Source organism: Auritidibacter sp. NML130574 (assembly GCF_003185725.2).
GTDB classification, from domain to species: Bacteria; Actinomycetota; Actinomycetes; order Actinomycetales; family Micrococcaceae; genus Auritidibacter; species Auritidibacter ignavus.
This window is the reverse complement of the sequence record NZ_CP031746.1, coordinates 132,250-144,621: the sequence shown is the minus strand read 5'-3', so window position 1 is coordinate 144,621 and position 12,372 is coordinate 132,250. Positions and strand designations below refer to the sequence as shown.

Annotated in this window: 12 protein-coding genes and 2 pseudogenes; 7 read left to right on the top strand and 7 right to left on the bottom strand. The window is 59.6% G+C overall.

The genetic code is table 11. From position 1 onward, the window contains the following. Positions 1-46 precede the first annotated feature (46 nt). Together xseA and DCC27_RS00755 are read left to right on the top strand one after the other, a co-directional pair. Positions 47-1,300, top strand: coding sequence for an exodeoxyribonuclease VII large subunit (gene xseA / locus DCC27_RS00760; RefSeq protein ID WP_110100182.1), 1,254 nt, complete (start codon positions 47-49; stop codon positions 1,298-1,300). After that, complete coding sequence (locus tag DCC27_RS00755; protein ID WP_233487795.1) at positions 1,297-1,569, top strand: exodeoxyribonuclease VII small subunit; 273 nt, start codon at positions 1,297-1,299, stop codon at positions 1,567-1,569. The genes xseA and DCC27_RS00755 overlap by 4 nt, the downstream gene beginning before the upstream one ends. Before the next feature lie 3 nt (positions 1,570-1,572). Here DCC27_RS00755 and DCC27_RS00750 read toward each other — a convergent pair whose 3' ends face one another. Both DCC27_RS00750 and DCC27_RS00745 read right to left on the bottom strand, forming a co-directional pair. Further along, on the bottom strand, positions 1,573-2,805 hold the full coding sequence (locus DCC27_RS00750) for a pyridoxal phosphate-dependent aminotransferase (protein ID WP_110100021.1): 1,233 nt from the start codon (positions 2,803-2,805) through the stop codon (positions 1,573-1,575). A gap of 36 nt (positions 2,806-2,841) precedes the next feature. Then, positions 2,842-3,879 (bottom strand): hypothetical protein, encoded by a 1,038-nt coding sequence (locus DCC27_RS00745; RefSeq protein ID WP_110100180.1) that lies wholly within the window; start codon positions 3,877-3,879, stop codon positions 2,842-2,844. A 74-nt stretch (positions 3,880-3,953) separates the two neighbouring features. On the opposite strand from DCC27_RS00745, the gene DCC27_RS00740 reads away from it, so the two are divergent. Then, the gene (locus DCC27_RS00740; protein ID WP_110100179.1) at positions 3,954-5,765 is read left to right on the top strand and encodes a tetratricopeptide repeat protein; all 1,812 of its coding nucleotides are present in this window, start codon (positions 3,954-3,956) and stop codon (positions 5,763-5,765) included. 28 nt (positions 5,766-5,793) lie between these two features. Here the strand turns inward: DCC27_RS00740 and DCC27_RS00735 are convergent, their stop codons facing one another. The 3 genes from DCC27_RS00735 to DCC27_RS00725 all read right to left on the bottom strand — a co-directional run bounded on the left by DCC27_RS00735 (position 5,794) and on the right by DCC27_RS00725 (position 8,637). Next, the gene (locus DCC27_RS00735) at positions 5,794-6,981 is read right to left on the bottom strand and encodes a phosphotransferase (RefSeq protein WP_110100178.1); all 1,188 of its coding nucleotides are present in this window, start codon (positions 6,979-6,981) and stop codon (positions 5,794-5,796) included. A 65-nt stretch (positions 6,982-7,046) separates the two neighbouring features. Beyond that, on the bottom strand, positions 7,047-7,967 hold the full coding sequence (locus tag DCC27_RS00730; protein ID WP_110100177.1) for a UbiA family prenyltransferase: 921 nt from the start codon (positions 7,965-7,967) through the stop codon (positions 7,047-7,049). 10 nt (positions 7,968-7,977) lie between these two features. After that, entirely contained in the window at positions 7,978-8,637 is a 660-nt protein-coding gene (locus tag DCC27_RS00725) for a GNAT family N-acetyltransferase (RefSeq protein WP_110100176.1), read from the bottom strand. A gap of 158 nt (positions 8,638-8,795) precedes the next feature. Between DCC27_RS00725 and DCC27_RS00720 the strand changes: the two genes are divergently transcribed. The 4 genes and pseudogenes from DCC27_RS00720 (at position 8,796) to DCC27_RS00705 (ending at position 10,663) form a co-directional block, all read left to right on the top strand. Next, the gene (locus DCC27_RS00720) at positions 8,796-9,443 is read left to right on the top strand and encodes a 5-formyltetrahydrofolate cyclo-ligase (protein ID WP_110100175.1); all 648 of its coding nucleotides are present in this window, start codon (positions 8,796-8,798) and stop codon (positions 9,441-9,443) included. 56 nt (positions 9,444-9,499) lie between these two features. After that, positions 9,500-9,592: pseudogene (locus DCC27_RS12745) on the top strand (FmdB family zinc ribbon protein); the annotation flags it as partial. 244 nt (positions 9,593-9,836) lie between these two features. After that, positions 9,837-10,112 carry a hypothetical protein gene (locus DCC27_RS00710; RefSeq protein WP_110100029.1) on the top strand — a complete coding sequence of 92 codons (276 nt, stop codon included), beginning with the start codon at positions 9,837-9,839 and terminating at the stop codon, positions 10,110-10,112. Positions 10,113-10,123: 11 nt separating this feature from the next. Further along, positions 10,124-10,663, top strand: a complete 540-nt coding sequence (locus DCC27_RS00705) for an RNA polymerase sigma factor (protein WP_110109965.1) — start codon at positions 10,124-10,126, stop codon at positions 10,661-10,663. A gap of 5 nt (positions 10,664-10,668) precedes the next feature. Here the strand turns inward: DCC27_RS00705 and DCC27_RS00700 are convergent, their stop codons facing one another. Together DCC27_RS00700 and DCC27_RS00695 are read right to left on the bottom strand one after the other, a co-directional pair. Then, positions 10,669-10,995, bottom strand: coding sequence for a hypothetical protein (locus DCC27_RS00700; protein ID WP_110100031.1), 327 nt, complete (start codon positions 10,993-10,995; stop codon positions 10,669-10,671). A gap of 167 nt (positions 10,996-11,162) precedes the next feature. Next, positions 11,163-12,361: pseudogene (locus DCC27_RS00695) on the bottom strand (IS110 family transposase). Positions 12,362-12,372: the final 11 nt, after the last annotated feature.

The window sequence follows — 12,372 nt, the reverse complement described above, 5'->3', positions numbered from 1 at the left end:
ACTACTGTAACGGAGGCAATGTGAGTGGTGGTTGTGTGGTGAGCGCATGGTGATCGATGAACCTGCACTACCGGCCACAGCGGCGCAGACCTCGGCGGATCGCCCCTGGCCGGTGCGCTTACTGTCGGAGAATCTCAAACACTATATTGATCGGGCCCCGGCGACCTGGGTGGAGGGTCAGCTGATCGAGCATCGCGTGGTACGTGGCAATGCGTGGATGACACTGCGCGATATTGAAGCCGAGATCTCCCTGCCGGTCACTGCCTGGCGCAATGTGGCCTCGCACCTGGATCCTGGAGTGCAACAGGGCGCGCGTGTGGTGGCCTGGGTGAAGCCCAACTTTTACACCAAGACCGGTCGGTTGTCGATGATTGCCCAGGATATTCGCCCGGTAGGCATCGGTGACTTGCTGGCCCGAGTCGAGCGCTTGCGACACGCGTTGGCCGAAGAAGGCCTGTTTGCCCAGAAGAAACCGTTGCCCCTGGTGCCGGCACGCATCGGTCTGATTACCGGCAAAGACTCCGACGCGATGAAAGATGTCATGCGCAATACGCTCTTGCGTTGGCCGGCCACCGAATTCACCGTGGTGCACACCGCCGTCCAAGGCGCCCAGGCGCCCACCGAGATCATCGAGGCCCTGCACCAGCTTGATGCCGATGAGCGGGTGGATCTGATCGTGATAGCCCGTGGCGGTGGGGCCTTAGAAGAGGTGATCCTGCCATTTTCGGATGAACGGCTCGTGCGCGCGGTGGCGGCAGCGACCACCCCGGTGGTCTCGGCAATCGGGCACGAAGCCGACCGTCCGGTGCTCGATGATGTGGCTGATCTGCGGGCTTCCACTCCCACCGATGCGGCCAAGCGTATTGTTCCCGACGCGACGGTGGAGGCCGAGAGCATCGCTCAGGCCCGGTTAAGGATGGCCGCTGCGGTGCAGCGGCTCGTCACCGAGCAGGCCACCCACCTGGCTACGGTGCGTTCCCGGCCGGTGCTACTGCATCCTGAAACGATGATCACCACCCGCCACGAGGAACTCACCGGTGTGCTGACACGAGCACGGACGGCGATGCGTCAGCTGATTTCTCGCGAGCGAGAGGTAGTCGAGCAGGTGATGGCTCGGGTGCGTTCGCTGTCTCCGCAGTCCACACTCAACCGTGGCTATGCGGTGGTGCAGGCTGAGCAGGGCTTGATTCGACGGGCCGATCAGCTACAGGTCGGCACCCCGGTCAACATTTTGCTCTCCAGGGGAGACTTCCACGCCGAAGTCACCTCAATCAACCCCAGCACAGACGACGAAGGATGATGATGACACAAGGATTCTCGACCGCCGATACCTCCGATATTGCCCAGCTGAGCTACGAGCAGGCCCGCACTGAACTGATTGAGACCGTGACCCGGCTGGAATCCGGTGGGGTGGAACTAGAAGAAAGCTTACAACTCTGGGAGCGCGGTGAAGCCCTGGCACAACACTGTCAACGTTGGCTGACCGAGGCCCAGCAACGCATTGACCAGGTCCGTGCCGAGTCCGAGACGACGGCCAGCACCAACGAGACCGATGAGACCGATGAGTAGGACTCAGCCGTGGCGGTAGCCCTCTAAAAACTCGGCGATCCGGTGGATGCCTTCTTCGAGATCACGCACGGCCGGCAAGGTCACCAAGCGGAAATGGTCGGTCGTGTCAAGATTGAAGGCCCGACCGTGTGAGACCAGGATTTTTTGTTGTCGAAGCAGGTCGATCACGAACTTCTCGTCATCGTCAATCGGATACATCTCAGGGTCGAGTTTCGGGAACAGATACATCGCGCCGTGGGCCGGTTGCACGCTCACCCCCGGGATGGCCTGGAGCATTTCGGTGGCCAGGTTGCGCTGTTCCAGCAGTCGTCCACCCGGGAGAATGAGGTCGTTGATGGATTGATACCCGCCCAGCGCCGTCTGGATCGCGTGCTGGGCCGGAACGTTGGCGCACATGCGCATATTGGCCAGCAGAGTCAGCCCCTCAAGGAAGTCTTGAGCGCGATATTTGGGCCCGGACACGGCAACCCAACCGGCCCGGTATCCAGCCACCCGGTACGCCTTCGACAACCCGGAGAACGTCAGGGTGAGCACATCATCAGACAGCCCGGCGACGTTAATGTGGCGTGCTCCATCGTAGAGAATCTTTTCATAAATCTCATCGGCGAGTAGCACCAGCCCGTGCCGGCGAGCGATCTCGACCATTTCCATTAGTACGTGGCGCGAATACACCGCCCCGGTGGGATTATTCGGGTTGATCAGCACCAGAGCCTTGGTACGGTCGGTGACCAGAGACTCGATGTGCTCGGTGTCGGGGACCCAGCCTTCCTCTTCCACACACCGGTAGTGCACGGCTTCACCACCGCAGAGCGTGGTGGCCCCGGTCCACAGCGGATAATCCGGCGCGGGAATCAGTACCTGGTCCCCGTCATCGATCAGGGCTTGGAGGACCATGGAGATCATCTCTGAGACCCCGTTACCGATGAAAACATCATCAACCGAGATATCCCGGATGCCACGGGACTCATAGTACTGCGAGACGGCGGTGCGGGCCGAGTAGATACCCTGAGAATCGGAGTACCCCTGGGCATGGGGAAGATGGGAGACCATATCCTTCAGGATCGCCCCGGGGGCGTCAAAACCGAAGGGGGCCGGGTTCCCAATATTCAGTCGCATGATCCGATGCCCGGCGGCTTCGAGACGCTGAGCTTCTTCCAGGATCGGTCCGCGCACATCGTAGCGAACATTATGCAACTTGGATGACTGGCGAATTTCACGCGGTCGTGCTGGTGTCATCGGGACCGACCTCCAGGGTCTAAGGGGTTGTGTTGATTAGAGAGTACTGGGTGCTGCGGACGGTTCGTCCAAAATGTCGGAGGCCTCCAGCAAACCCGCTGACGACAACCACGACCGCGCCGCTGAGGCCTCGTCGAGGTCCAATCCCTCAGCGGGCCGCCGGGCCTGGTACACCATCCGGCTCAGGTTGGCAAGTTCTTCCCCGCTCACCGCCTGGTAGAGCTCATGGAGTGGTTCTTCCACCGATGCTTGAATCGACTCCGGGTCACCGATCACCAACATCCGACCTTCCGGGTAGTCGTGGCTTTCCAGCACCCGAAAAGACAGGTCAGCGATGGCTGGATCGGGCGCGTACAGCCACGTCAGGGCATCTGGTTCAGACTGTAACCGGGCCAGCTCCTGCTGGTATCCCGCAAAGGACTGTGGTGGTTCCGACCACCCCTGATCACAGGGCTCCAGCTCGGCTGCCACAACCTCCACCAGCTCATCGGTCAGCGCACCGGTTCCCATCTGTAGGTGCTCACACCGCAAGGAAGACTCCTCAGCGCTCTGCGAGGAGGTAGCCGGCGAGACAGCGGAGTCGATGTCAACCGAGTTGTGCAGATCGTCGGCTGATTCCAGTTCGTGGTAAGCAGCCGTGGCGCGGGTAACCACCGGCTGGATACGCAGGGTGGCCTCTGAGGTCGACAGAATATCGGCGGATGTGGAATTGACGATCTGATCCGCCGAGTCGACCGATTCGTCTCCGGACGTGTCCTTCATGGCCTGTTCGGGGTCGTCAGCGGCGACCAGCTGCACCGAGTTGGCCACGACCAGGGTGTTCTCGGCTTCCAGCGCCTCCGAGAGTTGTTGCCCGGAACTGGATTCCAACCCATGGCGCTCAGCGGCAATACCGCGGGTGCTCAGAAACTCCACGGTGGCCACGGCCATGGCTTCATCCAGGGGGTCCGGGCCGGCAAGCACGCGGACGGTAGCGACCGAAGGATCAGGATCGACGGCTTTCTGATCGCCACAGGCGCTCAGGCCCATCACCGCTACCAGAGTGATCGACAGCGCGCGGAGGCTACGGGGCATGCCCACCAGTCTAAAGGTTTCGCCCGACCACGTGCTGAATCACAACACCTCACCACAGTTACTACACTGGGAGTATGGCAGAAACGACGTCGTCTGATTCGGGACGGAAGCTTCCGTTCTCGATGATCAGAAAACTCGACGATATCTTGCACGGCCGTGTCCACCATCTGGTGCGCCACCATGCCGATACCGCCAGTGGCTGGTTGGACCTAGCTCAAGAAGCCGCCTACGCCCAGCGAGTGGAACAGTGCTTAGAGGCCTTGACTCAGCTCGAGCACGCCCCGGGGTCTGATCGACCGGAGGTACGGTTGGCTGCCTATCGCACTCGGGCCTCCGTGCTACATTCGCTGGGTGAGACCCAGCGGGCCGAACAAGATGTGACAGCACGTGCCGAGGTATTGCGTTCGGTAGGCCAGTACCATCAAGCGGATCTGGAAGAGCAACTGGGGACCATGTTGTTTGCTGAACCGGATTCGTTCTCGGCCACGGTCCTGCAGGGTGTCGTCGATACCGAACGGGAGGCGCTCCAACGCCACCGTTACGACACAGTCCTCTCCGATGCCTTGATTGCCCTGGCAACGATTCGGGTCTGCGAACACGCCACCGAGGAAGCCCTGGAGTTGATTACCGAGGCTCTGGACGTCATCCGATGGCGACGCGACGAGGGATTGGTGGTTTCCCGGTCCGCGACCGATACTGCACACATGTTTGCCGCCCACGTTTATTTGATGACCGAACAGTTCAGCGCCGCTGCCGCTACCGCCGGCGAGCTACTCTCGACCGGTTGCCACCGCGCGATTCGGGCTGCGATGTGGATGGTACAGGCCGCAGTGGCCCACCACCGGGAAGACTCTGCCTTAGCCGCCGAGTACGCCGTGCAAGCCCTCGAGACCTACGTGCGGATCGGAGCCCGATCTGGCGCTGCCTCGGCAGCGGGGCTGTGCGCTGCCATGGCCTCCCAGCTGGGCGAGACCTCCGTGGCAGTCACCGCCTGGAAGATTGCCGCGGCCGAAGCCGAGCAAGGCGAAATCCCCGAGTCCGGCGGATTGCTCTTTGCCTTGGGGCATCAGTTGTTAGAGGCGGAGGAGTATAAGGACGCCGAAGAGGTACTCACCGGTCTGGTCCGGCGAGCCGAGATCTCCGGCGACCGTGCCTCTCAGGCTCAGGTGCTGGTGGATTTAGGGCAAGCACTGCGCCGTCAACACCGGACCCAGGAGGCCATCGAGCATTGGCACCAGGCCATTGAGCTGATGCTATCGACTGGGGCCCGCCAGGAGGCGGTGCACGTTTATTTGGCCCTGGGCGCACTGCATTCGACCGAAGACGAGCCCCGGCGTGCGCGCACCGCCGTCCAGCACGCCGTGACAGTAGCCCGTCAACTGCCTACACCCAATATGGTCTTGGCGCAGGCTCTGAACGCGCTGGGTCATTTAATGTGTGACCAGGGCGATCATGAGGGCATTTTGCATCTCAACGAGGCCATTGAGATTGCCCAGCATACCGGGGCCACCTGGTATCAGGCTGACTACATGGACACTCAGGCCCGCGGGTATTGGTCGTTGCACAACGGCGTCAACGCGGTAGCCACCGCGCTGAACGCTGCCGATCTGTTCACCACGGCCGACGATCCCGACGGCGCGGCCCGCGCGGAACTTTTTGCCGGCCACGTCTTGCTGGAACAGGATCGCGAGGTCGAAGCGGCCACCCTATTGTCTCAGTTGCTCGAGACCGAGACGCTGGATACCGGTGCCCGCATTGCTGCACTGATGGGCTTGGCAGAAGCTCAGGAACGCACGGGAGACAATATGGCCGCCCAACAGAGCCGACGGCGGGTCGAAGAATTGGAAGCCCAGGCGCTGAATCGTCGTGATGAGAGTACGTGCTAGCGTGAGCAACTTGATCGAGTAGCTGATCTCACGAGTGCTCAAGGAGTCGCTCGGCCAACTCCAAGCGCTGCTCGGCCGCCTGGACGTCGTGCTCGGACAGTGTGGACAACAGGCTCAGTACTACCGCGGCGGCTCGCCCACCCAACCCAGAGGCGTCGACCGGATCCCGAAACGGAGCCGTTCGGGCCATAAGGTTTGGGTGTGTGAGCTGGTCGAAGTACGTCTCGACCAGGCGCCAGCGCTGGTGTAGTGTCACGCTCGTCTCAGAGACCGCCAAGTGACCGATCAAGCAGGCCAAATCGTCAATGTGGTGACCCGGTCCGGCCGCATCCACGTCGAGAATCGATCGGATCGCACCGGTGGTGGGGTCCAGCAGCAGGTGCGCTTCATAGAGGTCACCGTGGACAGCAACCTGGGGGCCGGGATCGGTGGCATCCAGACGGCGATGAATTTCGGTGCTGAGCTGTTCGATCCGGCCAGCCTGACCGAGGAACTGATGCTGTGCCCCGACCGCGAATTCACTGACCCGCTCGGCCCAGGAAGCACGATGGGGCAGATCCACTAGCTGGTCGGGAAGTTGTTCCAACACCGCGCGCAGTTCGCACAGGCTGAAGGCCTCGCCACGACCCGAATTGACCAGTTCGGTCAGCGAGATTCCGCACCCGGCGTCCAGGACCAGGATGTCGCGGGACGGCTCAGCCACGGGAAGCACCACTGGCACGCCGGCGTCTGCGCACACCAGATGCTTCTGGTAGATCTGGTCAGCTTCTCCTTCCGGCAACACCTTCAGAAAGAAGCTATGGTCCAGTCCTCGACCGAGGTGGAAATCCGCCCGTAGCACCGCGCGCCGCAACGGACGGTAGGCCACCATGCGCAGACTCCGCAATTTTCCCAGGTGTTCGAAACGTTGCTGGACGGTACTGGGAGTACTGGCCAGTTTCAATCCGGGCAACAACGGGTCAGCCGGATGCTCCCAGAGCTCCAATTCGGTGCCATCGTCTGCGGTGATCATCTCTGCCACACCCACCGGCAAGATCTCGGTGGTGATACCCCAGTACCGGCGACTCTCCCGGCCACCGTCCACCACAAAACCTTCGATTAGCCAGGTCAGCTCGGGCCCGCGTCGTTGGGTGTCAATCACCGCGGCTCGATCGAGACGAAACCCCTTACGCGCACAATAATCGCGCAAGAGCTCAATCAAGTCATGGCTGTTCATAGCGGATTAGGCTACCAAATCCCAGCCGTATCGGTTCGCGACGGTCGGCAAATGTCCCCGCCAGACTAGATCGCCCGGCGCCGATCCAAGACTTTGTCGAGGTCGAGTTTGCGGTGGGCCTTGGCAGTAACCTTGGCCTGATACTGCGGGGAAACGCCGTCTTTCAGGTGCGTATCGGCCGACGGTTGCGGAGTAACCTCGGTCGCCAACGGTTCGGGTTGTTCGCGAACGATTTCGGCAGCGTCCAGATACATCGGCCGTGGAATACCCCGGCGGGCGACTGACTTTTTCGGCACCGGGGCTTCTTTGATCCTGAGCTCAACCAGCGGGGTGTGGTCCTGTTCCTCAGACCGGCCCGGCTCGTCAGTAGTGCGCTCTGCTACGGCACCGGCCTGTGCTTGACGATCAAAGACCGGATGGTTGTGCTCAACCTTGGCCGAGCTCTCAGGTGTGCGATCAGCGTCGTGCTCGGTGTCGGTGTCAGCTGACGATCCGGCTTCCACCGTCGTGGCAGGCCGTTCGCTGTGACGCTGAGCATCGGCCCGACGGTACTGATCGCGGATCGCCAGGGCGCGCAGACTGGCCAAGGACGCCACGGAGACCACAAGCGACAGCAAGGCCCAGGCCCACATAGCGGCACCAAATAGTCCGGCAACAGCAGTCACGATGAAGACCAGGGTCGCCAAGACGGCCACAGCAAAAATTGCTGTTCTCCCCCACCGGATCGTGAACGTCGGGGTTGATGTCTGTTCTGCCATGATTCTCCTTGGAGCGGTGGCGGTCACCTTCGGCCGGCGGACTCGGACGTCTTCGCGACGACCCATCATGATCATCCACACCAGAACTGCAAGCACCACCACCACGGAGGTTGCAATCTGCAGCTCGGGCAGGTATCCCAACGCCTGCGACAGGGATTCCTCGAGCTGGGTTATCCGATGGTCCACTCTTTGAGAGTACTCGCCCAGAATCACACCGGTGTGATTCACCGGTGGTGTGTCACTGCTTTAGCGGAAAATCCGCCTGTAACTGGGCCACAAGTCCACCTAACGGCCACTCTTCAGTGCTGATGGCAAAACTATCGTGATCGGTCCACATGCCATTGATGTGCAGATAGTTTTTTCGCAACCCCTCATACCGCATACCAAGTTTTTCGACGACCCGGTGTGAGGCAATGTTCTGCGGAACGATATTGATCTCCACCCGGTGTAATCCCACCCGATCAAACAGATAATCGATCGCCAGCGCAACCGCAGTAGGCACAATATTGCGCCCGGCGAGGCGGTGATCGACCCAATACCCCAACGCGGTTGACCGGACCGAACCCCACTGTACCGGCGCGGCCACCACTTGGCCGGCCACTCGGGCATGGTGCTGACCGGGTTGTTGAACACAGAGCACCCAGGGAAAAGAATGCCCCGCGCGGGCGTCACGATTCATCGCCCGCACCATGTGGCCAAAGGTCGGCAATCGGTCAGCTTCGCCCCATACCGGTGGATGGGTAGCATCCCACGGCTGAAGCCATTGGGCGTTCGCAGCTCTGACGCTATCCCACTCGGCGCCGTCGCGTCGTTTGAGAGGACGCAACACGAGGTTCTGCCACCGCAACGCGACCGGCCATTGCGCCGAGACGCCTTCAAAGATCTGCACCTTCCCCATGGTAGAACACACCCCTCCCTGATGCCCCAGTACATAGCTCGCTATCAGTGGTCTCACGAGTATGTCCGCAGATCACGCTCGCTCCCGTTCACGCTGGGAGAAGGTGAGACAATGGAGACGACAGCTAGGTGCGGTCGAGTAGCCAGCGAAGGAGGAGAATGGACAAAAAAGCTTTCCGAACCTTGATGAGACAACGCCGTGTCGCACTGGGCAACGCTGAACGTCTGCGACAGTCACACCTGATCTGCGAACAGTTATTGGGCTGGTACGACGCACAGCGGGATGCCGGTTTAACACCGTTTAGCCGGGTAGCGTCGGTTATCAGCTACGGCACTGAGCCGGATACTACCGAGTTCGTCACCGGACTTCATGAGCGCGGGATCCAGGTAATTGTCCCGGTTCCCTACGCCGATCACACGATGCGGTGGGCTGTGTGGACTCCCGATGTCGAGCTGGAAGAAACCGAATTGAAAGGACTCAGCCAGCCCGTTGGCAAGCGTTTTGATCACGACATTCTCACCGAGGTGGAAGCGATCCAGGTTCCAGCGCTCGCCGTGGACTCTCACGGCCACCGCATGGGGCAGGGTGGCGGCTTTTATGACCGTGTTCTTTCCCACCTTGCACAGACTCTCGATCAGCCTGTCGTAACCCTCAGTCCCGTGTTCTCGCACGAGTATTACCCGGATTTCTCGCCGATTCCAACCGATGACCACGATCAACCCGTCAACGGCGCGGTCACCACCGCTGGAATCCATTGGACCGTGTCCGACACGAAAAATGAGACGCGAAATCTGCGGGTAAACTAGCGACGTTATCTTCTCGTTATTTTTTTCATTCGGGCCAGGATCAGGAGTGCCTTACTATGCCGGTGTATTCATATGTTTGTCGAGACTGCTCTCATGCTTTTGATATTCACCAGTCTTTTTCCGAGGACTCCCTGACAGCCTGCCCCAAGTGCGGTGGCGTCTTACGCAAGAAATTCGGCTCCGTGGGGGTTAGTTTCAAAGGGTCCGGCTTCTACCGGAACGATTCTCGAAGCTCAACGGACTCGTCGTCAGCTTCTTCTTCGAGCGAGGCGAGCTCGGCATCGTCCAGCACGACCTCTTCATCACAGTAAGACATACGGGGACAAAACCGGCAGTGCAGTTATTGCACTATTGACACAGTAGCGATGCTCAAGTCTCAGGAGGACATCAGCGATGTCACCACGTCATCACGCAATCCCAGACCTGACCGATGAATTTGACGAGACCGACGAGTACGTCCTGCCGGATTATCGAGATCCTGAAGCCATCCCTGAACTGTCTGGTTCCCAGCTAGAGCAGATGCTGTCTGTTGCGACCAACCCAGAAACCCCTGAACCAGAAGGCGAGTTGGTCCCTAACGACGCCGTGTCGGAGCAGGACTTAGACGCAGACATAGCCAACAGCGATGATCTGTGGTCCGAGGAGGATGCTTCAGACCCCCAGCTGTAGAAAGCAGCTTCATGCCTGTTGATCCTGCTCAACTCGATCTCATCCATCGTGCTCAACACGGGGACGAAAGCGCCTTCGCCACCTTGGTCGAGGGCGCTTCTCGTCGTATGTGGGCAGTGGTTTACTCGATCACTGGCAATCAGCACGATGCTGAAGACGCCATGCAGAATGCACTAACGTCAGCATGGAGAAATATGCACAAATTTGAACCGCGCGCCAAGTTCTCAACGTGGGCATACCGGATCGCCGCCAACGCAGCCCTACAGTTTGTTCGTGCACGACGCGATGTCCTAGACGACGAGATCGGGATGACGCAGGCCGATACTAGCCCCACTCCCGACGAGAAAGTCAGTACCGTCATGGTCGTCCGAGCTGCCCTCACCCAGCTAGGGGAAGACTTTCGGGAAGCCCTGATCTTGCGCGAATATGGTGGTCTCACCTACGAAGAGATCGCGACACAACAAAAAATCGGCATTCAAACCGTCAAATCCCGCGTTAACCGCGCTCGCGCGAAGCTCCGTGAAATCCTCATCGAACAAGGTGTTAAGTAGTCGGCCTAAACCTCGGGATACTGGTCCAGGAAGGATCTCATTCGCTCTCGCGCCTTGTCGTCGGTCGCTTCACCCTCATGTTCAGAAGCCGGGATGTATCCGACATCAAACGTCACCATCACCTGCTGGTCTGGATACCAGAGGTAACCGTAGTTGAAGTGTGACTCCCCAGTATCGACAAGGACACCCGCCTCGGGCTTTCCGCCCTCAGCCTCACGCTCCACGACCCGGTCTTGGTCAGCGCTCTCCAGAACATCACGGGCGCCGGTGCCAGCATCACCTTCGAAGAAATATAACACTGAGGGGTCGACGACATCCACGTTCATCGTCATAGCTCGATCATACCTATGGACCTGTGACTGGTTAGTCAGGGGAATTTCACCAATAATCTCTCCGTCTTCAAAAGCTCGGTTGCCCCCAACGCAATAATTCAGCGTCCTATTAATTCTTAATTCGCTGAGGCAGTACTTCAGGATGGGGGGTGCTTCTATCGTTTTCGTCAAGCTGCTGGAACAAGTTGTGCTGGGCGAGATTCGTAGAACGTGCCGTCTCTGAGCATGGCGAACAGGACGTCGGATCGGCGTCGGGCGAGGGCGATGACGGCTTGGTTGTGGCGTTTGCCTTCGGCGCGTTTTTTTCGTAGTAGGCTCGCGAGGCGGGGTCGCCTTTAATCGAAGCAAAGGCAGATAAGAACAGCACTCGTTTGAGCACTTTGTTGCCGCGCCGAGATGGGGATTCTCCACGGATGGAGGTCCCGGATTGGCGGGTCACGGGTGCGATGCCAGCATATGATGCTAAGTGGGCTGCGGATTGGAAGTCTTTACCGACCACTTCGGTGAGAATGCGTGCGGCAGTCCTGACTCCAACACCGGGCATGGAAGTCAGGACTTCGGTAAGAGGGTGCGCATCAACCACCAACAAAATTTCAGCTTCAACATCACTGCGTTGCTGCGTGAGTTGCTGTAGTTGGGCAGCTAAGCGACCAATAATATGCTCAGCAGCATGAGTGCCGGTCACGATAGTCGTTTGCTCGGCTAATGCCCTAAAGATCTCATCGGTCAACCGTGCTGCCATGCGCGGCGCAAGCTTTTTGAGCCGAGCTCGAACGTGGCCTCGACCGGCGCGTTTCAACCCCGCAGGGGTTGGATACCTGCCGAGTAAATCAACGACTGCTGGGTGTGCCAACCGTGGCCCCAGCACGCGCTCTAATGCTGGATGGATCTGCGTCAGCAGCCCTCTGATCCGATTGCGGACTTGAGTCAGCTGGGCTGCCAGGTCCTCATCAAAACCACACAGCATTGACAACTCCGCGATCTGTTCTTCAGCCACGGTGATACCCCGCAGCGTGTGTGGCATGGTGCGGGCAGTTTCGGCAATGATGTAAGCATCTCGGGCATCCGTCTTCGCCTGACCCGGATGCAGATCAGCGACTCGACGCATCGTCAGTCCTGGCAAATACGCCACCTGAGTATCCATCTGCTGAGCTACAGCGACAACCAGCGCACCGATAGTTTTCGGCTGTTCTACTACGACCAGCAACTCGCCGTGTTTGGCGACAAGATCTGTCAGGAGTTCCTGAATCTTGGGCTCGGATTGTGGCAACGGTTTGTCATGCACTACCCGGCCCTGCTGATTGACTGCGGTGGCGTGATGCTGAGACTTTCCGACGTCGATACCAACGAATACTTGGGGTTCCATATCGATCACCT

Coding starts and splice junctions, on each gene's coding strand:
- xseA (WP_110100182.1), top strand. CDS start 47: ATGGTGATCGATGAACCTGCACTACCGGCCACAGCGGCGCAGACCTCG.
- DCC27_RS00755 (WP_233487795.1), top strand. CDS start 1,297: ATGATGATGACACAAGGATTCTCGACCGCCGATACCTCCGATATTGCC.
- DCC27_RS00750 (WP_110100021.1), bottom strand. CDS start 2,805: ATGACACCAGCACGACCGCGTGAAATTCGCCAGTCATCCAAGTTGCAT.
- DCC27_RS00745 (WP_110100180.1), bottom strand. CDS start 3,879: ATGCCCCGTAGCCTCCGCGCGCTGTCGATCACTCTGGTAGCGGTGATG.
- DCC27_RS00740 (WP_110100179.1), top strand. CDS start 3,954: ATGGCAGAAACGACGTCGTCTGATTCGGGACGGAAGCTTCCGTTCTCG.
- DCC27_RS00735 (WP_110100178.1), bottom strand. CDS start 6,981: ATGAACAGCCATGACTTGATTGAGCTCTTGCGCGATTATTGTGCGCGT.
- DCC27_RS00725 (WP_110100176.1), bottom strand. CDS start 8,637: ATGGGGAAGGTGCAGATCTTTGAAGGCGTCTCGGCGCAATGGCCGGTC.
- DCC27_RS00720 (WP_110100175.1), top strand. CDS start 8,796: ATGGACAAAAAAGCTTTCCGAACCTTGATGAGACAACGCCGTGTCGCA.
- DCC27_RS00710 (WP_110100029.1), top strand. CDS start 9,837: ATGTCACCACGTCATCACGCAATCCCAGACCTGACCGATGAATTTGAC.
- DCC27_RS00705 (WP_110109965.1), top strand. CDS start 10,124: ATGCCTGTTGATCCTGCTCAACTCGATCTCATCCATCGTGCTCAACAC.
- DCC27_RS00700 (WP_110100031.1), bottom strand. CDS start 10,995: ATGACGATGAACGTGGATGTCGTCGACCCCTCAGTGTTATATTTCTTC.